The 25,450-nt window shown below is 70.1% G+C and carries 20 protein-coding genes and 1 riboswitch; of the genes, 5 read left to right on the top strand and 15 right to left on the bottom strand.

Annotation, left to right across the window (positions count from 1 at the left end; genetic code table 11):
• Window positions 1–25: 25 nt before the first annotated feature.
• From TTY48_RS19820 to TTY48_RS19840, 5 genes are all read left to right on the top strand, one after another.
• A complete protein-coding gene (locus tag TTY48_RS19820) occupies window positions 26–910 on the top strand; it encodes a hypothetical protein (protein WP_220659339.1) in 885 nt (294 codons plus the stop codon).
• Window positions 907–2,388 (top strand): ABC transporter ATP-binding protein, encoded by a 1,482-nt coding sequence (locus TTY48_RS19825; RefSeq protein WP_220659340.1) that lies wholly within the window; start codon window positions 907–909, stop codon window positions 2,386–2,388. The genes TTY48_RS19820 and TTY48_RS19825 overlap by 4 nt, the downstream gene beginning before the upstream one ends.
• 29 nt (window positions 2,389–2,417) lie before the next feature.
• A riboswitch (cobalamin riboswitch) is annotated at window positions 2,418–2,550 on the top strand.
• Between the two features lie 41 nt (window positions 2,551–2,591).
• Window positions 2,592–3,560 carry an ABC transporter substrate-binding protein gene (locus TTY48_RS19830; RefSeq protein ID WP_220659341.1) on the top strand — a complete coding sequence of 323 codons (969 nt, stop codon included), beginning with the start codon at window positions 2,592–2,594 and terminating at the stop codon, window positions 3,558–3,560.
• Window positions 3,557–4,252, top strand: a complete 696-nt coding sequence (locus TTY48_RS19835) for a ferredoxin (RefSeq protein ID WP_220659342.1) — start codon at window positions 3,557–3,559, stop codon at window positions 4,250–4,252. Before TTY48_RS19830 ends, TTY48_RS19835 begins: the two co-directional genes overlap by 4 nt.
• A gap of 40 nt (window positions 4,253–4,292) precedes the next feature.
• Complete coding sequence (locus tag TTY48_RS19840; RefSeq protein ID WP_220659343.1) at window positions 4,293–5,312, top strand: LLM class flavin-dependent oxidoreductase; 1,020 nt, start codon at window positions 4,293–4,295, stop codon at window positions 5,310–5,312.
• A gap of 12 nt (window positions 5,313–5,324) precedes the next feature.
• On the opposite strand, the gene TTY48_RS19845 is transcribed toward TTY48_RS19840, so the two are convergent.
• The 15 genes from TTY48_RS19845 to TTY48_RS19915 form a co-directional block, all read right to left on the bottom strand.
• Entirely contained in the window at window positions 5,325–5,687 is a 363-nt protein-coding gene (locus tag TTY48_RS19845) for a universal stress protein (protein WP_220659344.1), read from the bottom strand.
• Between the two features lie 2 nt (window positions 5,688–5,689).
• Window positions 5,690–7,198 (bottom strand): tripartite tricarboxylate transporter permease, encoded by a 1,509-nt coding sequence (locus tag TTY48_RS19850; protein WP_220659648.1) that lies wholly within the window; start codon window positions 7,196–7,198, stop codon window positions 5,690–5,692.
• A gap of 2 nt (window positions 7,199–7,200) precedes the next feature.
• Window positions 7,201–7,713, bottom strand: a complete 513-nt coding sequence (locus TTY48_RS19855) for a tripartite tricarboxylate transporter TctB family protein (RefSeq protein ID WP_220659345.1) — start codon at window positions 7,711–7,713, stop codon at window positions 7,201–7,203.
• Window positions 7,710–8,756: a tripartite tricarboxylate transporter substrate binding protein gene (locus tag TTY48_RS19860; protein ID WP_255585844.1), complete on the bottom strand. Its 1,047-nt coding sequence runs from the start codon at window positions 8,754–8,756 to the stop codon at window positions 7,710–7,712. Before TTY48_RS19860 ends, TTY48_RS19855 begins: the two co-directional genes overlap by 4 nt.
• Window positions 8,757–8,982: 226 nt before the next feature.
• Window positions 8,983–9,555 (bottom strand): GNAT family N-acetyltransferase, encoded by a 573-nt coding sequence (locus TTY48_RS19865; RefSeq protein ID WP_220659346.1) that lies wholly within the window; start codon window positions 9,553–9,555, stop codon window positions 8,983–8,985.
• A gap of 9 nt (window positions 9,556–9,564) precedes the next feature.
• Window positions 9,565–11,007, bottom strand: a complete 1,443-nt coding sequence (gene gndA / locus TTY48_RS19870; RefSeq protein WP_220659347.1) for an NADP-dependent phosphogluconate dehydrogenase — start codon at window positions 11,005–11,007, stop codon at window positions 9,565–9,567.
• A 541-nt stretch (window positions 11,008–11,548) separates the two neighbouring features.
• A complete protein-coding gene (gene smc, locus TTY48_RS19875; protein ID WP_220659348.1) occupies window positions 11,549–15,133 on the bottom strand; it encodes a chromosome segregation protein SMC in 3,585 nt (1,194 codons plus the stop codon).
• A gap of 82 nt (window positions 15,134–15,215) precedes the next feature.
• On the bottom strand, window positions 15,216–16,448 hold the full coding sequence (locus TTY48_RS19880; RefSeq protein WP_255585845.1) for a glycoside hydrolase family 55 protein: 1,233 nt from the start codon (window positions 16,446–16,448) through the stop codon (window positions 15,216–15,218).
• A gap of 46 nt (window positions 16,449–16,494) precedes the next feature.
• Window positions 16,495–18,252, bottom strand: a complete 1,758-nt coding sequence (locus TTY48_RS19885) for an alpha/beta hydrolase (protein WP_220659350.1) — start codon at window positions 18,250–18,252, stop codon at window positions 16,495–16,497.
• Between the two features lie 5 nt (window positions 18,253–18,257).
• A complete protein-coding gene (locus tag TTY48_RS19890) occupies window positions 18,258–19,553 on the bottom strand; it encodes a Wzz/FepE/Etk N-terminal domain-containing protein (protein ID WP_220659351.1) in 1,296 nt (431 codons plus the stop codon).
• A complete protein-coding gene (locus TTY48_RS19895) occupies window positions 19,553–21,034 on the bottom strand; it encodes a hypothetical protein (protein ID WP_220659352.1) in 1,482 nt (493 codons plus the stop codon). Before TTY48_RS19895 ends, TTY48_RS19890 begins: the two co-directional genes overlap by 1 nt.
• Window positions 21,018–22,022, bottom strand: a complete 1,005-nt coding sequence (locus TTY48_RS19900) for a glycosyltransferase (RefSeq protein ID WP_220659353.1) — start codon at window positions 22,020–22,022, stop codon at window positions 21,018–21,020. Before TTY48_RS19900 ends, TTY48_RS19895 begins: the two co-directional genes overlap by 17 nt.
• Window positions 22,019–23,260, bottom strand: a complete 1,242-nt coding sequence (locus tag TTY48_RS19905) for a lipopolysaccharide biosynthesis protein (RefSeq protein WP_255585846.1) — start codon at window positions 23,258–23,260, stop codon at window positions 22,019–22,021. Before TTY48_RS19905 ends, TTY48_RS19900 begins: the two co-directional genes overlap by 4 nt.
• Entirely contained in the window at window positions 23,257–24,399 is a 1,143-nt protein-coding gene (locus TTY48_RS19910) for a glycosyltransferase family 4 protein (RefSeq protein WP_220659354.1), read from the bottom strand. The genes TTY48_RS19905 and TTY48_RS19910 overlap by 4 nt, the downstream gene beginning before the upstream one ends.
• Entirely contained in the window at window positions 24,396–25,433 is a 1,038-nt protein-coding gene (locus TTY48_RS19915) for a glycosyltransferase family 4 protein (protein WP_220659651.1), read from the bottom strand. The genes TTY48_RS19910 and TTY48_RS19915 overlap by 4 nt, the downstream gene beginning before the upstream one ends.
• Window positions 25,434–25,450: the final 17 nt, after the last annotated feature.

The raw sequence follows: 25,450 nt of genomic DNA on the forward strand, positions 1-25,450 counted from the left end.
GATCGATCCGACGAAAGAGCCACGCATGTATCGCCTTCCGCGCACTCTCGGCCTCGCGATCGCGGCCACCCTGGCCGTGACCGTCCCCGCCGGCACCGCCGCCGCGGCGCCGACAACACCGCCCGCCCCAGCGCCCTCGGCCACCTCGCCGAGTACCGCACCGGCGGGGTCGAGCGCCTCGGCCCCGCCTGCCGTGGCCGGCGTGGTCCCGGGCGTGAACCCGGCCGATATCCAGTGCCCGCTGGGGTGGCCCAAGCCGAAGGAGAAGGGCGGCCTCGCGTCGCTGATCCTGCTGGCACCCGCCGCCGGAGCCTTCACCGATGAGGCCTTCGCCGCGGGACAGGCGTACGACCCGATCCTCAGCCTGATCGGGCCCTTCCTGGCAGCGCTCGCCCCGGAGATCACGAAGGCGCAGCCCGCGCTGGCGGGTCCGGTCGGAGCCCTCAACGGTGCCGAGCAAGCGGTCTACGACGCGATCAAGCCCTGGTACGCCCAGTACCGCCCCAAGGTGATCGACGCGCTGACTAAGGCGGGCAACGATCTCGCGCCGGTCCTGCAGGAGATGGTCGCAACCCCGCTCGGCGCCTGCTTCGTGGCCTGGGAGGCGCAGGTGCTCACGGGATTGCAGACCGGCCGGTGGTCGCCGATCGTCTTCAGCGGCCTGGGTGAACTGGCCGAACTCGCCCGCAGCGGCAAGGGCGGCGGCCCCGTCACCGGTTCCCCGACAGGTCCGAAGAGTGGTCCGAAGAACGACCCGAAGGCGGCACCGACGACCAGTGCCCGGCCGTCCGGACCGTCATCGTCCGTGGCGAAGCCGCCGGCCGCCGCGCCGACCACCGGGTCCGTCGCCGCGGTCAAGCCCTCGCCGCGACCCGTTCCCGCGCCGGTCGTCGTCGCGAAGCCGCGGTGATCGAGCTCCGGGACGTCACGGTTCGCTACGGCTCGACGGTGGCGGTCGAGGGCGTCAGCTTCACGGCCCCGTCGGGCGCGGTCACCGGGCTGATCGGCCCGAACGGCGCCGGCAAATCCACCACGCTGCGGCTCATCGCCGGGCTGGAGATCCCGACCTCGGGGACCGTCACCATCGACGGCACGCCCTACCACGAACTCCCCAACCCGGGCACCACGATCGGGGTGCTGCTGGATGCGGAGTGGGCGGCACCGTCGCGATCGGCGCGTGATCACCTACTGTGGCTGGCGGCGGCGATGGGACTGCCCGCTGCGCGGGTCGATGCGGCGCTGGAGCTGGTGGGGTTGCAGGAGGTCGCCCGGCAGTCGGTGGGGTCGTACTCACTGGGCATGCGGCAGCGTCTCGCGATCGCCGGTGCGGTTCTCGGTGATCCGGGAACCGTAGTGCTCGACGAGCCGGTCAACGGACTCGACCCGGAGGCCATCGCGTGGATCAGGCGCACCCTGCGGCGGTTGGCCGACGAGGGGCGCACGGTGCTGTTGTCCTCACACCTGCTCGCCGAGCTGGAGCAGACCGCAGATCGGGTGGTGGCCCTGCGCGACGGTGCGGTCGTCGCCGACGCCCCGCTCCCCGAACTGGTTCCGGCCGCCCGGTCCGGCAGGTCCGGGCTCGAGGAGGTGTACTTCCGGCTGACGGGCGACGACGACGCCCTGCCCATGGCGGATGTCGCGAACGGGACAACGGATTCGGTGATCCCACGGCCGGCGCTGCGCCGCGCGGTCTCGGCCGAGGCGCGAAAGGCGCGCACGTCGGCGGGCTACCGCGCTGTGCTCGGCGGCACGGTGGCGGTGAGCATCGCGGTCGCGATCGTGGTGGGCGTGTTCGCATCCGCGTTCCACGGCGCCACGGTGACCACGGCGGCGTACGGGTTCGGTCTGGTGGGCGGCGCGCTGCTCGCGGTCTCAGGTGTGCTGCTCGTGGGGCTCGACCGCGACCACGGCACGCTCGCATTGACCCGCGTCCTGATCCCCCGCCGCACACTGGTCTACACCGCGAAGGCCGTGGTCGCGGGCTCCGGGGGCGCGGTTGCGGGCCTGGCGTCCGCCGCGGTTGCGGCGGTGATCGGCGCGGTCGCGGGACTGCCCGCGCCGGCGGGCGAGGTCGTTCGCTTGGTGGTCGCGGCACCCGTCGCGGGTGCGCTGCTGAGCATCCTGGGCCTCGCGGTCGGGTACCTCGCATCGTCGACCACCGCCGGCGTGGGCGCGGTGCTGGGCTGGTGGTTCCTGGTGGAGGCGATCGCGGTTCCGGCGCTCCCCTTCGGCCGGGCGGTGCTGGCATGGCTTCCGGCGACGAACGCCCAGTTCGCCACGATCGGCGTCCCCGCGAACACCGTCTCCTGGTCGCCCTGGGTCTCGCTGGCGGTGCTCGCAGCCTGGGCGGCGGCGCTGTCGATCGCCGCGTGGGCCACCCGGCGGTAGCCCCCTGTCGCCGTTCCCCGTGGATGCCACGCGAGCGGAACTGCGCCTGATAGCGTCACGATCCGAGTCGGCTGCGGGAATCCGGTGGGAATCCGGGACTGGCGCGCAACGGTGTGAGGCACTGCCTCGAGTCCGATACCGCCCGGCTCGCGATGTCCATCGCCGCTCCCGCGCACGGGGTGGCCGACGAAACGAGTCGAACCATGCGCTCCGCGCTTCCCGCCCTCATCGCGTCCAGTGCCGTGCTCGCCGGGTGCGGCGCCGGCGCACCGTCGGCCGGCCCCAGCACGCAGGCCTCCGGGAACTTCCCCGTGACGGTCACGACGTGCGATGTCCCCTCGGAGGTCAAGGCCGCGCCGCAGCGGATCGTGACCATGAACCAGGGCGCCACCGAGGTGGCGCTGGCGCTGGGCGTCGCGAGCCGGATGGCGGGCACCGGTTACCTCGACGACGCGGTGGCCCCGCGGTACCAGGCCGACTACGCGACCATTCCCGTGCTGGCCCCGAAGTACCCCACGCAGGAGAAGGTCCTGTCGGTGAACCCGGACCTGATCTACGCGTCCTATGCCTCGGCATTCACGGACAAGGCCGGAGGGGAACGCGCGAAGTGGGCGGGTCGCGGCATTCCGACTGTGCTCGCCCCGGCGGGCTGCCAGAAGAAGCCCGAGCGCGCCACCTGGGACCTGATCTGGGACGAGTTCGCCGCAGCCGGAAAGGCCTTCGGCGCCGAGGAGGCGGCCGCTAAACTCACCGCCGACCAGAAGACGGAGCTGAACGGCGACGCACTCAAAGGCGCGGCCCGGGGCCAGCGGATCCTGTGGTGGGACTCCAAGACCGATATCCCGTTCGTCGGTGCGGGCAAGGGCTCGCCGCAGCTGCTGATCGAATCGGTCGGCGGGGTGAACGTCTTCGCGGACCGGCCCGGTAACTGGGCCGATGTGTCGATGGAGAACGTGATCGGCTCGAATCCGGACGTGATCGTGGTGGCCGATTCCACCAGCAGTCCCGCGCAGTCCCGCATCGACTTCGCCCGCACGGATCCGGCGATGAGTCAGTTGCGGGCCGTGCGGGAGAACAGGTTCGTGGTGATCCCGTTCTCGGAGACCACCTCCGGCGTCCGGTTGCTCGACGGGGCACGCCGGATCGCCGACGGCATCAAGGGACTGCCGTGACCACGGTCCTCGTCGGCATGTCGGCGGGTATCGATCCGGACGAGCTGACGGCGCTCGCCCTGCGCTCGGGTGCCGAGCCGGCCTTCCTCCAGGTGCACGATCCCGCGCTGGTCGATGTGCTCAGCCGGGCCGCCGACGGCGGTGCCCCCGAACTGCTGCTGATCGGGACCGGCTGGGCCGAACCGGGACCCAAGCGTTCATGGCTGCGCCGGGTGGCCGCGCACTGGTTGCGGGAGCGGCTCGCGCTCAGCGCCGCGGCCCCGACGGTGCGCCTCGCCCCGACGCTGCTCGCCGCGCCCGATCCGGCCCTCCTCGCCGCCGCGATCACCGCCGGTGGCGCTCCGATGGCCGCGGATGCAGCGCCGCTGGAATCGGCCGCGTGGGAGGAGGTGCCGCGCCACCGGCATCAGGTACTCGTGTGCCGCGGGCCGCGGTGTTCGGCGCGGGGTGCGTCCGGCCTCTCCGGCGCGCTGAGCGATGAGCTCCGGCGGCACGACCTGGGCGACGACGATGTTCTGGTCACGGTGACGGGGTGCCAGTTCCCGTGCAATCACGCGCCGGTGATCACGGTGCAACCCGACGACGCCTGGTACGGCGGGGTGAGCGTCGACGATGTGCCGCGGCTGGTCGCGGAGCACCTGCTGGAGGGCGGGCGCCTGGTGGGCCGGCAGCTTCCCCGCACCCGGTCCTGATCCAGGAATAATCGGACCGCAGTCCGGAGTTGAGGGGGCTATGAAGAAGATCGGATTCCTCTCGTTCGGACACTGGAGCGACGCGCCGGGGTCACGGACCCGCAGCGCATCGGACGTCTTGCACCAGTCGATCGATCTGGCGGTGGCGGCGGAGGAGGTGGGCGCCGACGGCGCCTACTTCCGCGTGCACCATTTCGCTCAGCAGCTCGGATCGCCCTTCCCGCTCCTCGCCGCCGTGGGCGCGAGGACCTCGCGGATCGAGATCGGCACGGGCGTGATCGACATGCGCTACGAGAATCCGCTGTACATGGCGGAGGACGCGGGCGCTGCTGATCTGATCGCCGGTGAGCGACTGCAGCTCGGGGTGAGCCGGGGATCGCCCGAGCAGGTGATCGACGGCTGGCGCTACTTCGGCTACGAGCCCGGCGAGGGCGAGACCGATGCCGATATGGGACGCTCGCACACCGAACTGTTCCTCAAGGTGCTCGAGGGCCAGGGTTTCGCGCAACCGAGCCCTCGGCCGATGTTCCCGAATCCGCCGGGCCTGCTGCGGGTGGAGCCGCACTCCCCTACGCTGCGCGACCGGATCTGGTGGGGCGCGGCATCGGACGCGACCGCCGAGTGGACGGCGAAGCAGGGCATGAACCTCATGAGCTCCACGCTGAAGACCGACGAGTCGGGCGAGCCCTTCCACGTCCAGCAGGCCACGCAGATCCGCAAGTTCCGCGAGGCCTGGACGGAGGCCGGACACGACCGTGAGCCGCGGGTCTCGGTGAGCCGCAGCATCATGCCGATCATCGACGACGAGAGCCGCGCCTACTTCGGTCACGAGGGCCGAGGAAGTGATCAATTCGGCACCATCGACTCGTTCCGTGCGGTGTTCGGCCGCACCTACGCCGCCGAACCGGATCAGCTGATCGAGCAGTTGCGGGAGGACGAGGGCATCGCCGCCGCCGACACGCTGTTGGTGACGGTGCCGAATCAGCTGGGAGTGGAGTACAACACGAAGCTCCTGGAGTCCTTGGTCAAGGACGTGGCCCCGGCCCTCGGCTGGCGCTGACTCGACTGCCGCCTAGCCCTGATTCACCTTCACCGCGAGAACAGGGCAGGTCGCATCGAGCAGGATCCGCTGCGCGGAGGAACCGAACAGCAGCTTGCCGGTCGGGGTGCGGTGCTTGATACCGATGATGAGCACGGAGGCGTCCAGCTCCGTCCCGGCGTCGACGAGTCCGCCCACCGGATCGCGATCGAGTTCCTTCGGGTGCCGGAAGGTGACCGCGAGGCCCCGCTCGGCCGCATTCGCGATATCCGGCTCGTCCCCGTCCAGGATGAAGATCACGATCTCCTCCCTGCCGCGACGTTCCGACTCCGCGTAGGCCGCTTGGAGGGCCGCCGCGCTCTCCGGGGTCGTCGAGTGGGCGACGAGAATCGTCATGGTCAGACATCCTTTCCGGTACGGGAGGTGACGACTTGGCGGGCCTTGAGCAGGAGCACCAGGAGCAACAAGCTGTAGAGGCCGACCGAGATGGGCGAGGACACGAACACCGAGTAGTTCCCGTTCGACGAGAGCAGAGCATCACGGGCGCTGGTCTCGGCGAGCGGCCCGAGCACCATGCCGATCAGCAGGGGCGCGATCGGCACGTCGTAGCGCTTGAAGGTGAAGGCCAACAGCCCGATACCGAGGAACATCACCAGATCGAAGGTCGTCGGCGAGGTCGCATAGATCCCGAGTCCGCAGAAGACGATGATGCTGCCGTACAAGTAGGGCGCGGGAATCAGCAGCAGCTTCGCCCATAGCTGGGCGAACGGCAGATTGATGATCAACAGCACGACCATGGCGATGAAGAAGCTCGCGAGAAGCGCCCACACCAGGTCCGGCGAATTGTCGAACAGCAACGGCCCGGGCTGAAGCCCGTACTGCCGGAAGGCTGCGAGCATGATGGCGGCGGTCGCGGAGACCGGCAGGCCCAGTGAGAGGAGCGCCCCCATCGCCATGCCTGTTGTCGAGTTTCCCGCGGCCTCCGGCGCTGCGAGCCCTCGGGGTGCCCCCTTTCCGAACATCGGGACCTTCCGTCGCCTGTCCAGACGGCGCTCCATGTCGTAGGCCAGGAAGGTCGGGACCTCCGATCCGCCCACGGGAATGACACCGAAGGGCAGCCCGATGGCGGTGCCGCGGCCCCACGCGGGCATCGCCTCCTTGAACTCGGAGCGGGAGAGCCACGCACGCCCGGCCTTGGCGCCCAGCGCCTTCGGAGCGGGATCGCGGCGGAATCGTCCTGCCACGATGATGATCTCACCGAGCGCCAGCATGCCGACGGCGACGATGACCAGCGAAATCCCGTCGAACAGGTTCGCGGAGCCGAACGTGAATCGCTCGGTCCCGGAGATCTGATCTATCCCGACAGTGGCCAGCATCAGCCCCATCACCAGGGATGCGAGTCCCTTGATCACGGATTCGGAAACGACCGAGGAGATCGCACCGAAGGCGAGCAGGGCGAGGGCGAAATACTCGGCTGGACCGAACTTCGTCGAGACATCCGCCATGAACGGGGCGAGAAGGACCACCAGGAAGGATGCGACCATGCCGCCGATGAAGGCACCGATCGCAGCGATCGCGAGCGCTTGCGGTGCTCTTCCCGTTTTCGCCATCTGATGACCTTCGAAGGTCGAGGCGATCGCCGAGGCCTGACCGGGAGTATTCATCAGGATGGCCATCGTCGAATCTCCGAAGAGGCCGCCGAAGTAGATGCCGGAGAACAGGATGAAGGCCGCGGTGGGATTGAGCGCGAAGGTCATCGGCAGAAGAAGCGCGACAGCCATTGACGAACCCAGGCCCGGCAGAACGCCCACGGCGGTCCCGATCAGGCAGCCGATGACGACCCACATGAGGTTCGCAGGCGACAGGGCACCCGCGAATCCGTCGAGTAGCAGTCCGAATTGATCCATGTCTACAGGCCCCCCAAGATCCCGGACGGAAGCGGGACATCCAACAGGACGCCGAAGATGAGGAAGACCAGACTGGAGAGCAGCAGGGCGGCAGAGACGTCGACCAAGGGTCGCTTGCTGTCGAACGCTCTCGTCACGCACCAGAAGAGCAAGGCAGCCGCGAGAATCCAGCCGAGGATCTCGAGCAGGACCGCGAAGGCCAGCAGCCCACCGATGAGCCAGCCCGCAGCAGCCCAATCGGTGTACGTCCGGAACTTCTTCTCGGCCCGCGCGAGCTCATCGGGATGACGGATGAAGCTCACCGCGAGAGCCGCGGCGAGCGCATACCCCGCGAGTGCGAGCAGCCACGGGAAGAAGGTCGGTCCGGGCTTATCCTTGGCCTGGACGTCCATGGTGAGAATGCCGATAACGACGAGTGTGCTCGCAGCGGCGAGGATCGCCGGCACGACGAGCGCGGAACGTCCGCTCGGGGTGCGCGCCGTCGCAAGGCTCGCCCCTTCGTCCTCCATGGTCATTTGCCCAGCTCCTCGTACAGTCCGGCGACGACGCGATCCTCGTCGGCGATGAAGGTCGCGAGTTCGGGCCCGTCGAGCCAGGACCGCGTCCACTTGTTCCTGCGCTCGGCCTCCGCCCAGTCCTCCGTCCGCAAGACCTCGGCGAAGACGTCCCGAATGTTCTTGACATCGTTGGAGGAGATCCCCGGTGGCGCGAAGATCGCACGCCAGTTCGCCAGCGTGACTTCGTATCCCAATTGGCGGAGCGTCGGAAGATCGACCCCGCTGATCGGATCCTTGGCTGCCATCGCGAGCCCGCGCAGTCGCCCTGTTTGAATCTGGTCCACCAGGTCGGCGTAGCCGGAGAACGCAGCCTTGGCGGTACCGGTCACCAGCGCCTGTGCCACCTCACCGCCGCCGGCCTTCGGTATGTACGTCGTAGCCTTCGGCGAAATTCCTGCGGCCCTGGCAAACTGGGCCATGACCAGCTGGTCGAAACTTCCGCCGCCGGTGAACGGGAGCGATTGCGGGTTACTCTTCCACGCTGCAACCAGGTCGTCGACGGTCTTGTACGGGGAGTTCGCGGGCACCACGAGCACGTCGTATTCTTCGAAGATCCGCGCGATCGGGGTGACATCGGAAACCTTCACCGCCGATTTGGTCTGCTGGACGCCGGCTACGAGTCCGGTACCGCCGACCATCGCGACATCAGCGCGCCCCGGCATGGAGTGGAGCCGAGACAGCCCGATCGTCCCTGCGGCTCCCGGAACGTTGATCACTTGAATGTTCGTGGCGATCTTATCTTTTCGCATGATCGCCTGCGATTCGCGCATGACGAGGTCCCAACCGCCGCCGGCGCCCGCGGGAGCGATGAGCGTTGCTTTGTTGCGAATGTCAGCGGTAAGGCCACCTCGTTGAAAGGAGTAGTAGACGGCCGCGGAGACCACGACGACCACGACGAGCAGGTAGACCGCCCAGGCAAACGCCTTTCGCTGTCCTGGTGGACCTTTCGAGCGCCCCGACTCGTCCACAGCCTCCGCCACGATCTCGCCCTCCTCGACCACATGATGAGAACACCCGATGAGGACGCCAGCTTAACGCCGAGTTAACGCGATCCGAGGCGAATGCAAAACTTCAACAAATAGCAAGGTTTGCGAATCTCAAGTTGTTGCGACAATTGTTGCACCGCAGCCGGTTCGGACAGTGGTCGTCGCCCGGCACAACGTGCTGATGAGGGTGCGGAATCATCCGGAGCACCGAGTGCACGGCGACGCGGTCGAGATCCTCTGATCAGACGAGGGAGAACCTCATCAGGACGCGGGTGAAGCCGTTCAGCACCGAGGTGGTATCGGTGACGTACTCGAATCCGGCGCGCTCGAACAGCGCTCGCGTTCCGACGTACGCCATCGTGAGGTCGACCTTCGCGCCGCGGTTGTCCACGGGATAGGCCTCGACCACCCGTGCCCCGTTGTCCCGGGCGAAGGCGAGCGCACCGTCGACCAGGTGGTGGCTGATGCCCTGCTTGCGGTGACCGGGGCGCACTCGGATGCACCACAGGGACCACGGGTCGAGGTCGTCGACGTGCGGGATCTTCCGGTTGGTGGCGAAGCTGGTGTCCGAGCGCGGGTGGATCGCCGCCCAGCCCACCGGCTCCTCGCCGTCGTACGCGAGCACGCCGGGCGGCGGGGTCTCGGCGCACAGGCCGCGCACCCGGTCGGCGCGGGCGGGGCCGCGCAGCTCCTGGTTCTCCTTGGAGCCGATGCGGTAGCTCAGGCAGAAGCACACGTTCGAGGTGTCCTTCTTCGGACCGACCACCGCCCGGACATCGTCGAAGACGGTGGCCGGGCGGACGTCGATGGGCATCGGTGCGCCCTAGTCGGTCTGGACCTCGCTGCGGTCGCCGGACCACAGGGTGTGGAAGGTGCCGGCCTTGTCGACGCGCTTGTAGGTGTGCGCGCCGAAGAAGTCGCGCTGGCCCTGCACCAGGGCGGCGGGCAGCCGGTCCACGTTGAGCGAGTCGAAGTAGCTCAACGCGGTGGCGAAGCCGGGGACGGGCACGCCCGCCTGGGTCGCGGTGATCACCACGCGGCGCCACGCGGCCTCGCCGTCGCGGATGGCCTGCGCGAAGTACGGTGCTTCGAGAAGCGTGGCGAGGTCGGGGTTCTCGGCGTAGGCGTCGGCGAGCACGTTGAGGAACTGGGCGCGGATGATGCAGCCGCCGCGCCAGATCTTGGCGACGGCACCCTTATCGATGTTCCAGTCGTACTTCTCGGCGCCGGCGATGATCGCGTCGAAGCCCTGGGCGTAGGCCACGATCTTCGAGGCGTAGAGCGCCTTGGCCACGTCGTCGACGAAGGAGTCGTCGACCGCCGGGGCTTCGGGACGGGCGATGCCGAGCGCACGGACCGCGTCACGCTGGCCCCGCTTGGAGGAGACGGCGCGGCCGAACACGGCCTCGGCGACTCCGCCCACGGGCACGCCCAGGTCGAGGGCGGTCTGCACGGTCCAGACGCCGGTGCCCTTGCTGCCGGCCTGGTCGACGACGATATCGACGAAGGGCTTGCCGGTCTCGGCGTCGACATGCTTGAGGATCTCGGTGGTGATCTCGATGAGGTAGCTGTTGAGCGGCCCCTCGTTCCACTTCTTGAAGATGTCCGAGATGGCGGAGGGCGAGTGGCCGGCCACGTTGCGCAGCAGGTCGTAGGCCTCGCCGATGAGCTCCATATCGGCGTACTCGATGCCGTTGTGGATCATCTTGACGAAGTGCCCGGCGCCGTCGGTGCCGACGTGCGTCACGCAGGCCTCGCCCTCGGCGACGGCGGCGATCGAGGCGAGGATCGGGCCCAGGGTCTCGTACGACTGGGCCGTGCCGCCGGGCATGATCGACGGTCCCTTGAGCGCACCCTCCTCGCCACCGGAGATGCCGGCGCCCACGAAGTGGATGCCGGTCGGCGAGATACGCGCCTCGCGGGCGATGGTGTCATGGAAGTTGGCGTTGCCACCGTCGACGATGATGTCGCCCGGCTCGAACCGCTCGGCCAGCTGGTCGATCACGGCATCGGTGCCGGCACCCGCCTGCACCATGATGATCGCGGTGCGGGGCTTGGCGAGGCTGGCGACGAAATCGTCGATCGACTCGCTGGCGACGAAGTTCGCCTCGGGATGGTTGGCGGTCACCTCACGCGTCTTCTCCGGCGACCGGTTGTAAATGGCCACGGTGTTGCCCTCTCGGGAGGCCAGGTTGCGGGCCAGGTTCGAGCCCATCACCGCCATCCCCACCACACCGATGTTCGCCTGGGCGTCGTTGCTGGTCATAACTGGTTCGTACCCTCTCGTCGTGGCCCGTCGCCGTTCCGCTCCTACGCTACTCCGGGGCCATCACGGTGAGCACCGGTACGGGTGCGTCGAGCAGGACGCGCTGCACGGCGCTTCCCACCCCTCAAGGGACTGACCACCTTGGTGATCGGGCTATCGGTGGCCCTCGTCGGCACCGAGCACGAGCTAGAGCCGCGTACAACAAGCTCCAGATGCGGCGCAGTGCCGACGTCTCAAGATTCCGCTCTCACGTCACGGCACCGGTTACGCGCCCTAGGGTGGGAACTATGGCTCGCATCCGTGCTCTGGAACCTGGCTCCCAAACTGTTCGCCGGCACCCTACCGAGGTCGATTGCTACTACTCCGTGGTTACCGACGGCAACGGTGACCTCTTACATCTCTCCACATTTGGCTCTGACGATCGTCAGTCAGATCCGAAGAGCAGCCAGTCAATCCAACTCGACGAGGCTGCTGCTGGCCAACTGCTCGACATTATTGTTAAGGCATTTCCGACGTTGTCCCAGCGCCTGTACTAGCTGGATCAGACCGGCAGCGCGCCGAGGTCCTGCCCACGGATCCGCTGGGAGATGACCTGCGTGATGCCGTCACCCCGCATAGATACACCATACAGCGCGTCGGCAACTTCCATCGTCGGCTTCTGGTGCGTGATCACGATCAACTGGGACTTGTCCCGCAGCTGCTCGAACAACGAGATCAAGCGCCGCAGGTTGGTGTCGTCCAGAGCCGCCTCGACCTCGTCCATCACGTAGAAGGGTGAGGGCCGGGCACGGAAGATGGCCACCAGCATGGCGATGGCGGTGAGAGACTTCTCGCCACCGGACAGCAGCGAGAGCCGCTTCACCTTCTTGCCCGGCGGGCGGGCTTCGACGTCGATGCCGGTGGTGAGCATGTCGGAAGGATCGGTGAGGATCAGCTTGCCCTCGCCACCGGGGAACAGCGTCGCGAACACCTCCACGAACTCGCGCTCCACGTCCACCCAGGCCTCGGTGAACACCTGCAGGATCTTGGCGTCCACCTCGTCGACCACGCTCAGCAGATCCTGCCGGGCTGATTTCACGTCTTCCAGCTGGGTGGACAGGAAGTTGTAGCGTTCCTCCAGCGCCGCGAACTCCTCCAGCGCCAGCGGATTCACCTTGCCCAGCGTGGCGAGGTCCTTCTCGGCCAACTTCAGCCGGCGCTCCTGAGCGGCGCGCTCGAAGGGCATGCCCACCGGCCGGACCACCTGCTCGCCCCGCTCCCGGGCCGCCTCGTACTCGTCGAGCTCCAGCTGCGACGGAGGCAGCGGCACATCGGGTCCGTACTCGGCCACGAGATCGTCGGGGGCCATACCGAACGAGGTGAGCACCTGCTCCTCGAGTTGCTCGATCCGCAGCGCCGCCTGCGCCCGCGCCACCTCATCGCGGTGCACGGCATCGGTCAACTGGGTCAGCCGGGCCGACAGCGCCGTCGACTCCTGCCGCGCCACATCCAGGGCACCCGCTCGCTGCGCGCGCGTCGCCTCCAGCGAATCCCGGTGCGCGGCAGCCCGCGTCACCGCGCGCCCCAGGCGATCCGCCACCAGCGCGGCGCCTTCCGCACACGCCGACGCCACTGCGGCGGCCTGCATGCGCACAGCCGCGGCGCGCTCCATCCGCTCCCTGTTCGCGCGCTCCGCGGCGGCCGCACGGCGCAACCCCTCGGCCTTGCCCCGCACGCCCACGGCGCGCTCCTCGGCGCTGCGCTTGGCGAGCCGAGCCTCCATCTCCACGCTGCGTGCCGAGGCCAACGCCGCCGCGGCGGCGTCCCGCTCGTCGGTTCCCACCGACACCGAATCCTCGGGAAGCTCCTCCGCCAGCCGCAGCCGCTCCTCGTGCTCGACGAGCGCCGCCTGCGTCTCGTCCCGCGACGATTCGATCCGATCCCGCTGCGCCACCAGGCGTTCGGCCTCGTCACGCGCGCTCCGGGCGGCCTGCCCCAGCCGTGCCAACTGCTCGTAGATCGCGCCGAGTTGCGCATCCGACTCGTGCAGAGCCGCGAGCGCCGCCTCGGTCACCTCACGCCGCGCGGCCAGATCCTCGGTCGCACCGGCCAGCGCCGCAGTCACGGACTCCACCGATCGCCGGGTCTCCCCCAGCGACGATTCCGCCGCATCGATCGCCTTCTGCACCTCCAGCGTGGACTGCCGGGCGGCGGAACCACCGGTGAGCACGCCGTGGGCGATCACGTCACCGTCGGTGGTCACGGCCCGCAGCTCCGGCCGCGCCTCCACCACGGACACCGCGGAGGCGACCGAGTCGACCAGTACCACCGAGGCCAGCGCGGATGCCACCACACCGTCCAACGCCGACGGGGCGGTCACGCACTCGCTCGCCCACACGGCACCGTCGGTCAGCGAACCCGCCGGGGACGACGGGGCGGCGAGCCCCTCGACCACGAGCGCGGCGCGGCCCCCGTCGGCCTCGCGCAGTCGGGCCAGCGCGGCGGACGCCACGGCCACCGACGGTGCGGCGACCGCCTCGGCGATCGGGCCCAGCGCCGCGGCGATGGCCTTCTCGTATCCGGGGCGGATCTGCAGCCGCTCGGCGACGGCCGCGGTGATCCCGTCCACGTGCTCGACGACCCAGGCGGCACCGTCGCCCCGGTCCAGGTTCAGGGTGAGCGCCTCGATCCGGGCAGCCAGCGAGGCCACCTTCTGTTCGGCGGCGCGCTCGGCGGCCTGCAACTCCTCGACGCGGGCCTGCGCCGCGACCAACGCGGCCGAGCTGCGTTCGTGATGCTCGTCCAGGCCGGCCTCGTTGGCGTCCAGCTCGGCGATCTGCCCCTGGACCTGTTCGAACTCGGTCTCCGCGGCCTCGGCGCGCTCCACGGCCTCGGCGATGGCCGCGGTGAGGCGTCCGGCCTCGGCGTCGACGGATTCGGCGCGGGTGCGCAGGGTCTCGACCTGCCCCGCCAGGCGGGCGAGCCCTTCCCGACGGTCCGCGACCGCCGCAACGGCGGCCATGTGCGCGGTCTCCGCGGCGCGGGCGGCCTCCTCGCGCTCGGCCAGCTCCTCGGCGGCGCCCTCCAGGATCATGGCGGCCTCTTCGAGGGCCTCCATGAGCTCGGCCTCTTCCTCGGCCACGCGCTCGGCCTCGGCGTCCAGCTCATCGGGATCGCGGCCGGGGGCGTGCTGCACGGGCTCGGACAGCAGCCGGGCCCGCTCGGAGGCGATGCGTCCCGTCGACGAGACCCGTTCGGCCAGCGCCGACAGCGAGAACCAGCCCTCGCCGGCAGCCTTCACGGCCGGATCGAGCGCGGCCACGGCCTCGGAGTGCGAGGCGACCAGCGCGCTGATCTCCTCCAACTGCGCCGCGACGATGTTCTGCTCCTCGCGCACCGCGGCCTCGTTGCCGCTCTGATCGGCGAGCTCGGCGCGGCGCCGGACGAGATCGTCCGCGGCGATCCGCAGCCGGGCGTCGCGCAGGTCGGCCTGGATCGTCTGGGCCCGTCGTGCCACCTCGGCCTGCCGTCCCAGCGGCTTGAGCTGGCGCCGCAGCTCCGTGGTCAGGTCGGTGAGCCGCGCCAGGTTGGCCTGCATCGAGTCGAGCTTGCGGACCGCCTTCTCCTTGCGGCGGCGGTGCTTGAGCACGCCGGCCGCCTCCTCGATGAAGGCGCGACGCTCCTCGGGCTTGGATTCGAGGATGGCCGCCAGCTGCCCCTGCCCGACGATCACGTGCATCTCGCGGCCGATACCGCTATCGGAGAGCAGCTCTTGGACGTCCATGAGCCGGCACTTGGTGCCGTTGATCTCGTACTCGCCGGCGCCGTCGCGGAACATGCGCCGCGTGATGGAGACCTCGGAGTAGTCGATGGGCAGCGCGCCGTCGGAGTTGTCGATGGTCAGCGTGACCTCGGCGCGGCCCAGCGGCGCGCGGCCGGAGGTGCCGGCGAAGATGACGTCCTCCATCTTGCCGCCGCGCAGGCCCTTGGCGCCCTGCTCGCCCATCACCCAGCGCAGGGCGTCGAGGATGTTCGATTTGCCCGATCCGTTGGGACCGACGACGCAGGTGATGCCCGGTTCGAGGCGCAGCGTGGTCGCCGAAGCGAAGGACTTGAAGCCCTTCAGCGTGAGCGACTTGAGATACACGATTGTCGAGAATACCCGTGGTGTCGGATGCCGCGACCTCGCGGTATCGCTCGGCGCGCCTGGTCAGTGGGCGTAGCGGTGATCATCGCGGGGGCTTCGAGCCGAGCGGCTTCGTGCTGAGCGCCCCGCGGGCGTCGACGACCAGCTGCCAGTAGGCCCCGTCATCGCTGCGAATCACCGGTCCGGCCGCCGGTGAGTCGGCGACGGTGGGCGCACGCATCAGCATCGGGCCGAGCACGGTGCTACCGCGGACGCCGTAGCGGCCCTGCACGCTCCATCCCTCCGGGAAGAGGGACAACGATACGTCCTCGGCCGCGCCCGAGATCAGATTGACGGCGGTGCCCTGCGGGCAGCCCGTGTCGTCGATCCGCACCGGGATCGGGGGCGCGGTCGTGCCGGTATCGGTGTCGAAGGCGACGTTCGCGAGGTACGGCTGCCGGCAGTACCTGAGATCGATCCCCACTTTCCGGGCGCCGATCTTGACGTTCACCAGGCCCAGCTGGGCCGGCCCGCCGTTGGCGTCGCCGATGGCCAGGCCGGTGTCGCAGCCCTCGAACCAACAGTTGGTGAGGAACCAGTCGTTCGCGGCGCCCTCCACCCGGATGTGCGTCTCGGTGACCCGCGGGTCGCCGGTGCCCACCAGCTCGACGTTGGTGAGCGAGAGGCCGGCGTTGTGATCTGCGCCGGACCCGAGGATGCTGATGCGGTTGTTGGCGAACTTGCACGCGGTGACGTAGTTCTGAATGCACTTCGTGGTGATGCCCACCCCGAAGTTGTTGATGTCGGAGTTGATGAAACTGGTGCCGCCGGTGTTCTCCTCCATCACCACACCGCGTTGGCCGTGGAAGCGCGGCGCGGTCTCGGCGTTGTGCTCTCCGCGGAGGGTCACCGCATCGAAGGAGCAGCGGAACGAATTCGCGAGCTGCACCGCTGTCGCCTTCACGCCGGTCAGGTGGAAACCCATGCGGGAGAAGGCCACGCGGTGCCTGTCGCGGAGCGTGATGAGCGTGCCCTCGCCGTCGTACACCACCGTGCTGAGGTCGGCACCGGCACCGATGATCGTGGTGAAATCGGGGAGGTCGGGAAAGCGGGTCACGCGGTAAGCGCCCGGCGGCACGTAGATGGGGGCTTTGCCCGCGGCTGCGCGGACCGCCGCATCGAAGGCGGCGGTGGCATCGGCCTTCCCGTCCCCGACCGCCCCGTAGGAGGCGATGCTGATCCGGCCGTCGGGCCCGGGGTCGACGGGGGTCGGGGGCTCGGCGGACGAGCGACAGGCGGCGGCGGTCGTGGCGGCCGCACCAACCCCCAGGCCCAAGAGGAGGCGTCGGCTCAGAACTCCTTCGCGTCCTTCGGCCTCGTCCTCACCCACGATCGCTCCCGACGGTCCCCCGGTCGCTGCACCACTGCAGCACCGTTTCCGCGACCGCCGCGCGGACATCGGCGTGGTAGGCGGGGTGATCGCCGAATTCGGTGGATACGATGTCGATTCGCGGGGCGGGACTGCGCCGGTTCAGGCTCCGGAGGCCCTCCCCACCGCGCTGTCCGGTGAACCACTCGGCGTCCGGCGGCGCCAGGACCACCGTGGTGTGCACATCAGCGTCCGCCAGCGGGCGCAGGAGGACCTCCGGCACCTGGGTGATTCCCGCGATACCGAGGAGGCGCCAGGCCGGGTACGGAAGCCGGGACTGCAGCAGGGCCTTCACCCGCCCGCGGAACGAGCGTTGGAAGGCGGGATCGGACCGCGGCACCCCCTGCGCGTCCGGGCCATCGGCATTGCGCAGCGCGCGTTTGGTGCGCCACGACCAGATCACGGGGTTGACGAGAACCGCTGCGTCCAAACGGGATTCCCGCCCGAGATGCGCCGTCAGCCAGGAACCCGAGCACACGCCGACCGCGGCCAGTCCCGCCGAGTCCGGATCGGCGGCGGCCGCGGCGGTATCGGCGTCCTCGCGTGCCTCCTCCGAGTAGCCGTGCGCGCGTTCTCCGCGGAGCACCACCCCGGACTCCCCCGCGCCCCGGCGATCGAAACGCACCGCCACCACACCGGTTCCGGCGACTCTGCGTGCCAAGCGCACCCACTCACGGTTCGGGCCGTGGTGGGTGTCATTGGCCGTCGCGAAGAACAGCACGCCGGGCGTCGCGTCCCCTGCCGATTCCGATGCGTGCCCTGGGGGTGTCGTCCGAATGCTGAACAGTGAATGGGGACCGAGGTATTCGATGCTCTCGGTCACCTCGCCGCCCGCCGGGTCACGCAGGCGCGCGGTCCGGCGGATCGGTGGGTCGACGGGGACCTCCGGACCGGTGGCGGCGGTATCGAGCCAGTCGGTGATCGCGTCGATGGCGTCGTCCGGGATGCGCACGAGGTAGTCGGGGGGCTGGACGTACTCGGCCATGTGCTCGACGTCGAGGCGGTCCGCGTCGACCGCCGTCGCGAAGGCCTCGACTTTGCGGTCGCCGCCTCCCGGCCGGGTCGCCACCAGCCATCGGCCACCGGTGCCGACCCTCTCCGGATCCAGGCGCAGCCCGGACAGGGCCGCGGCCGCGGTCTCCGACAACGTGGTCCCGATGAGCGGCACGGAGCCGGACACCGATCGGTCGTCTGCGCCGACCGTCATCAGGTACAGGGCCCGTTGCTCGCGGAGGAAGGCCCGCCCGGAGGAGACCGGATCCCACAGTACGACCGGCCCCGTCTCGTGTCCCTCGGTCAGCGCGCGGGCGGCCATCAGGCAACCGGCCCGGAGCCCGACGACGGCGGGCGGCCCGGCGTTCAGCTCGCGCAGGTAGGCCAAGCCCGTACGACAGCTCGCCGCCCACTGCTCGACGGCGTCGTCACCGTCTTCGGAATGCGCGGAATCCCCGGTACCGAGGTAATCGATACGGAGGACGGCGAGCCCCCGGTCGGCCAGTTGTGCGGCGAGCCTCCGCATTCCACGGGTCGCATCGAACTGCTCCTTCGCGAGCGAAGGGAGCAGCAGCACCGATCCCCGGGCGCGGCCCGAGGCGGGCAGATGGAGCACACCGAAGACCGCATCCGGATCCGTTCCCAGGTAGGTGTGCACCTCGCGGTGCGAGACGGGGCCAGCGGCGGCACGATCGTCGGTGCGCTGCTCCTCGGTCACCTCCGTCACTCCTTGGTTCCGATCGGAAGCCGCTGCCACCAGGGGTTCGACTTCGCCGCGACGACGGTGTGCCCGGCCCGGGAGGGCTCGTTCATCCCGAGGGCGCGGCGGTACCCGTCCGGCGATCGCGTGCCCAGGCGCGCCACCACCAGGCGCACCCTCTCGTCCAACCGCGCCGGGGATTCCGCCGGCACGCCGCCGAGGATCACGTAGTCGAAACCCGCGCCGAGCGTGCGCACCACATCGTGCGCGCGTGGTGACAGGAGGCGATCGGACACCGTCGAATCGGCTGCGTCCCCGGATCGAGCCCCGGACGGGAGCACCGCCACCGTGCCCGCCTCCGGCGCCAGGGTCCGGGAAACGCTCTGCGCGCCGTCGACGCCCGCGGCCAACGCAGCGCGCAGGCTCGGCTCCGCTCCGCCCGACGCGTCACCCGCCGACGCCGAGGCGGCGGAGGCGGGTCCCACCGCACGGCAGTCGATCAGCAGCACAGCGGAATCGGTGTCGGCCAGATCCTCGGCGAGGGTCTGCGCCATCGGCCAGGCGTCACCGTCGACCGCCGACACCAGAATCGACACACCGGTCCCCGCCGAGGCGGCACCGGCGGCCGCGACGACGGTATCGCGCACCGCGACGCCGTTCTCGGCGCGCACGACCGGGACGCCGAGGTCGTCGCCCAGTTCGCCGGCCGTCGCGACGCGCGGACGAAGCCTGATCAGGACGAAGGCCGCGGCGCACCCCAGGAGGACACCGACCGCGAGACCCGCGGCGCCGTACTTCGACACCGGGGCAACCGATGCGACGGCCCCGGATCCGTCCGTCACGGGGAGCAGCCGCACCCACGGCGGCAACCCGGGCCTCGGGAGTTCGAGTTCGGACACCTCGCGAGCCAGTTGGCGTGCGGTCTCCCCCGCCAGCCCCTGCGCGATCACGTCGGACGGGTGGGTCGCCGTGAACTGCAGCAACAACGTCCCCGGGGCGAAGGTCACCTTCACCTGGGCGGCGATCTCCTCCGGACTCATCGTCAGCTGCAGCGCTTTGGCGACCTCGGCGGTGATCTTCGGGGAGGTGCCGAGCTCGGCGTAGGTGGCCATCCGGGCCTGGGCGGCCTGGACCGAGTTGTACATGTCGCCGCCCGAAGTGCCGGAGTTGTTCACCACCACGTAGGACTGCGCCGTCGCGGTGTACACGAGGGGCCTGGACTGCGCGTACCCGACGCCGAGGACCGTTCCGGCGACCGCGCAGATCAGGACGAGCCACCACCCTCGCCGCACGAACTGGGTGACGTCACGGAGCGTCACTATGGGATTCCTTTCGGTACGGCCGCAAGAACCGGAGCGGCGACTCCGGGGCCGGGGTTCGACGGCGGACTCCCGCATTCGGACCGCATGCCTGCCTCGCCCCCACTGGCCTCGGCGTGCGCACCCCGTGCGCGCTGGCGATCTTGCGCACCCAGGATACGGATGAACCATACGACTGCAAAGACCGCGGTGGCGAGCACACACTGCTGCAGTCCCTTCCCCGCGACCTCCGAAATGCCCAGCGCGCCGCGCTCGAACAGGGCGGGCAGTGCGACGAAGACCACCCCCATGGTGAGCACCGGGACGGATCGTCCCCGCAGGCACCGGGATACCGCGCACACGGCCAGCAGCACGAGGATCGATTCCACGAGGACACCCGACGTTCCGCCGATCCGGATCCCCTCGTTGATGTGCCCTTCCGCCAGCGAGACCTGCACGCCCGACATGTCGACGGAGCTGGCGCGCACCCGCTCCGCCCAGTCCGGCCCGGCGAGCTTCTTGTCGACACCGAGCTGCGCGGGAATCAGGTTCAGGGGCATCCGGAGCAGGACATCGGAGATATCGAGATAGCCGGGCCCCCGGTAGAAGGTGTTGTCGGTGGCGGCCTCGAACAGGTCGAACCGCCGGATCAGCGGCAGGAGCGGCCCCCACGCGGGCGGATACGGCGCATCGATGCCCGAGGTCAGGTGCGCGGTCGTCGCGCCGACCTTGAGGCCCTGGAGCGCGCCGAAGACGCCCACCGCACCGATCCCGCCGACCGCGAGCAGTACGGCGCGCATCTTCGTGAATCCGGTGAGGAGCAGGCGCACCGTGACCGCCATCAGGGCACCCATGAAGGGGGTCTTCGACGACTGCACCACCCCCCACGCGAACTCGCCCCCCACCAGGACGGCGATCGCGACGGCGTTCCACCGTGGCGAATCCAGTCGCAGGTAGAGGATGAGGGCCGCGGCGCCGATGGCTCCCATCCCGGTGAAGATGGACAGGTAGGGATTGGCTGCGGCGACCTCACCGGCGCGACTCACGGTGCCGGTGAGGTACGCGAAACCCCTGGCCGCCAGTCCCACGCACCACAGCACGACGAAGGTGGCGATCACGGCGGCCGATTGCTTCGGCAGGTCCGCGTCGGGCCGCCGGTCCGGCGGTTGGAGGCGTTGGAACAGGACGAAGGCGGCGACGCAGGCAACGTAGATCCAGAGCCCCGAGGTGACCGGCGGGAGCACCTGGGCGATGCCGCGGTCGTATCCCGCGTGGAAGAGCCGCGTATCGGCGATGTTGTCGCCGAACGACGGTGTCGGCGTGGCCACCAGCAGCAGGACCGGGCGCGCGATGAACGAGATCGTCCAGTACGCCGATTGGATCAGCAGCAGCACCCGCGGGGCGCCGCGCCCCGCCGCAGCGACCAGGGCCAGCGCGATCAGGGGGATCGCGGTCTGCACGATGCTGCCCCACCCCGGGGTGACCTCAGCCCAGGGCGGCATGGATCTGTTCCGCCCGATCGCGATAGGTGTGGCCGCCCTCGACGATTCTGCGGTGGCCACGCGCGGCGACCGCGGCGGCCTCGTCGGGAGCTGCGGCGCAGCGACGCAGGATCTCGGCGAGTTCCTCGTGGCTGTCGAAGAGGTAGGCCTCCCGGCCGTCGTCGAACAGCGCCTCGTGCTCGACGGTGCGCTCCCCCACGACGAGTCCGGCGGCCGCGGGGACCTCGAAGGTCCGGCAGGTGTGGGTGTCGCGGTTATCGGAGTTGAGGAGCACGAGGTTGGCGCCGATCGTGGCGATCGCGGCCGAGAGTTCCTCGCCGTACTGCGGGCCGGCGATCCGGGCGCCACTGGTCCTGGCTCCGAGATTCCGCCGCCAGCCGGGGCCCGCCAGGTAGAACCGGTCACCCAGTTCGCCCGCGAGTTCGATCAGGAATTCGGTGCGGTCGGGCCGCATCGCGCCGATGAATCCCGCGTCGTACCGGACGGGGCCGCGCCGTGCCACGGGGCGGTGCCAGGCGGGGTCGTAGGCGCTGAAGACGTGGATCACCCGGGCCACGCCGCGGGCGTCCAGTTCGGGCACGTTGTGCGCCTTGGTGGTGACCACCGCGTCCCACTCGGCCTCCCGTTCGAGGTAGGCCGGCGTGGTGTTGTACGGATTCGTCACATCGTCCGCGCTGTAGTGCACCTTGACCGGCACCGGCAGGGACAGGAGCCGGGCCTGGTCGAGATGCACCGTCTTGTAGCAGAACAGGAGGTCGGGGCGCAGGGCGGCAACGCAATCCGCCAGTTCGCGGTGCACCCGGTCGACGGTGGCCGGCGAGCGCTCGCCGGTGCGTTTGGCGTACCACCACGCGGGCGTGCCGCGCGTCGGCACGGTCACGGCGGTGGTGTCGACGACGACGACCTCATGGCCCGCGGCCCGGAAGCCGTCGGCGAGGGAACGGGCATTGCTGCCGTACCAGTTGTCGCCCGCGAAGAGGATTCTCATACCGGTGTCTCCTCCGCAAGGGTCGGCGCGACTCCTCGACGGCGCAGTACCTCCGCGCGGACGAGATAGAAGGTGGCCGCGGCGGTCTCCGCGAGCGCGATGCCGACGACGAGCGTCATCGGTGCGTGGGTCTGGAAGGCGACGCCGAGCGTGATGAAGGCGACCACTGCACCGGTCGCCGCACCGGCCACCACGCCGATCTTGTCGCTGAGCACCGGCAGGACCGCGGTCGCGACGAAGGAGGCCACCGCCATCCCCGGCAGCGACCATGCCCCGACCTGGAGCAGGGGTACCGCGTCGATGAACTCGGCCCCGAACAGGATCGGAACGATCCACGGCGCCAGCACCGTCAGCATCAGGGCGGCGAGCGCGCCGAGTCCGGCCACCACCAACACCATGCGCCGGACCACTCCCCAGAACTCGGCGCCGATGCGTTTGCGATCGGCCATCCGCGGCAGCAGGGTCCAGCCGACCGCGTCGAGCAACGAACCGGTCGCCTGCACCGGCCGGTCCGAGGCGCTGAAGAGGCCGATCGCCTGCCGCGGCAGTGCACCGGCGAAGAGGGCCGCAGCTCCCTGCTCGTACGAGTTCTCGAGCATCCGGGCCAGCAGCACCGGAGCCCCGAGCCGATACAGGTCGCCGAGTTCGCGGGGGCGCCCCGGCGGGCCCAGTTCGCGCCACGCCCAGACCCACGACCAGCACACCGGCACCAAAGACGAGGCGATCATGCACAGCACCGCCACGTGTGCGGTGGGCCGGATCGGTAGCAGCGCCACGAGCAGGAGCAGGTACAGCGCGCGCCCCACGGACTGCTGCACCAGGATCACACCGAATCGCTTCATGCCCAGCTGAACCCAGTCCTCTCCGGCGGCGCTGATCGCGCCGCCGAACAGCCCGAGCGTGGCGATGTTGAGCAGGTCGGATGTGGAGAACAGATGCGTCGCCGCGCAGAGTCCGCCGAGGAGCGCCACCATCGTGCCGCGCATCACGCCGTAGGCGCCGCGCAGCTCACTGAGCCCGGGGTCGCCGATCCGGGCGGCGAGGAAGGCGGTGATGCCCTGGTCGGTGACGAGCGCACCGAGGAAGAAGGTCGACAGCGCCACTGTCAGAAGGCCCATCCCGTACGGGCCCAGCAACCGGGCGCACAGCGGGAGCGTGATGAGGGTGATGAGGTACTGGCCGTACTTCCCGAACGAGACGAGCGCGACGTCGCGCATCACGCCCACTGCGCCCTTCATCGGGGCCGCCGTCCGTCGAGCGTCCGGTGGATCAGATGCGCCGCCTGCTCCGCGGACGCATCGATGCCGAAGTCCTCGGCGCGCGCCGCGGCTCTGTCGGCGAGCCGGGTCCGCAGGTCCCGGTCGTCGATCAGCCGGTCGATCGCCGCGGCCAGCAGCACAGGATCACCGGTCGGGACGAGAACCCCGTCGACACCGTCGTCGATGATCTCGGTGGGGCCTCCGCTCGCCGCGGCGATCACCGCGCAGTGGGCCGCCATCGCCTCGACGACCACCTGGCCGAAGGGCTCGGCGAGGCGAGAGAAGTGAATCACCACATCGGCGGCGGCGGCCTCGGCGAGCGGCTCGGAGACATTGCCCACGAAGGCCACGCGCTCGCCGAGTCCCAGCTCGGCAGTCCGCCGGCGCAGCTGATCGGCGTACTCGTGCTCGCCGAAGAGCGTGCCGCCGACGAATCGGACGGCACTCTCGGTACGCGTCCTCGCGAGGGCCTCGAGCACGAGGTCCTGTCCCTTCCACGGCGCCAAGCGACCGAGCATCAGCACGCGCGCTTCGTCGGGTGCGCGCTGCGGCGCACCGCCCGGCACGGAGGCCAGGTCGACGCCGGGGTAGACGACCGCGGCCGGCCGGCCGCCGGTCCACAGGGTGTCGCGGGTGGTGCGGCTGTTCGCGATGAATCCCCGGGCGACGCCGCGGCCCAGGGCTCGCAGGATGAGGGCGACGGGACCGAAGTAGTCGGGGCTGATGCGATCGTGCACGTGCCAGATCAGCGGGATCCCGGCGCGGCGGGCAGCGACCGTTCCCATCAACAGCGCTTTGGTCGACTCGGCGAGCACGGCCTCGGCGCCCGCTGCCCGCAGGACGCCGCCGATGCGCCATCCGGCCCGCACCATCCGCGCCGCACCGGAGATCCAGCGCAACCGGGATCCGGCGATCGACACGGATGAGCTCGCGAATCCTGTGTCGACCACAGTCGCCTCGACGCCCGCATCCGCCAGGATCTGTTGCAGGGGGCCTGCTTCGGTGAGCACCGCGAGCGGCTCGATCCCGTGCTGCGGGAACCGCCGGGCCATGCGGGCCCAGGCGAGTTCGGCGCCCGACGGTGCCGCGGAGTGCGAGAGCAACGCCACCTTCGTCATCGCACCAGGCTCCGGTACAGCTGCACGTGCCGGTCGGCGCAGCGCTGCCAGGTGAACTCCTCGGCATGCCGGCGGCAGGCGTCGACGTCCGGCCGGTCGCCCTCGAGCGCGCGCACCAGCCGATCCGCCAGCGCGCCCTCATCGAGCGCGGGTACCACCAGGTCCGGCGCCAGCCCGACCACCGAATCCGGAAGGCCTCCGACGTCGGTGACCACCGGCGCCCGTCCCGCGGCGAGGGATTCGAGCGCGACCAGGCCGAAACCCTCGAGCGATCGGGTGGGGACCGCGGTCACCGTGGCGGCGCCGTACGCGGCTGCGAGTTCGGCGTCGGAGACCGCGCCGTGCAGCCGGACCGAGTCGCTGAGCCGCAGGTCGCTCACGAGCCGCGCGAGCTCCGCGCCCTGCGAACCCGTGCCGACGATGTCGAGCCGCGCGTCGGGCAGGGCGGCCAGGACCGCGGGCCAGGACCGGATCAACACGTCGATTCCCATGCGCCGTTCCAAGCGGCGCACAGTCAGCACGCGGGGACGGCCGTCCGGAATCGGAGTGGGGCGGAACCGATCCAGATCGGCGCCCGGTGGAATCACCACCACGTCCTCGGGCGGCACACCGTAGGTCGAGACCAGGACATCGGCGAAGTACTGCGACAGTACGACGATCGCTGCAGAGCGCCGGTATCGAACCCACTCCCAGGCCCGTTTGGCCTGTACCGCAGCGGGGCTCGCACCGGAGGCGGCGCTCTCCAATGCCCACGGACCGTGGAAATGCGTCACCAGCGCCGAATGCCCGCGCGCCGGACCGTAGGGCGCGAAGTGCCGATCGAGCACATCGGCATCGCGGCCGGCCGAGCTGGCGCGCGCTCGCGTGAGGAGGTTGCCCTCCGGCGGGCCCCAGCTGCCGCCGCCGGGTTCGGCGTCACCGAAGGCGTCGGCGCTCACCTCGACGTCCGCGCGCGCCCGCAGGGCGGCGAAGAGGCTCGCGAAGTAGCTCGGGATGCCGCCACGACTGGTGCGCGGCCATTCGGCGCCCGCCATGTGCACCGTGAGCGGAT

It is taken from the genome of Tsukamurella sp. TY48, assembly GCF_019656655.1.
Lineage (GTDB): Bacteria > Actinomycetota > Actinomycetes > Mycobacteriales > Mycobacteriaceae > Tsukamurella > Tsukamurella strandjordii.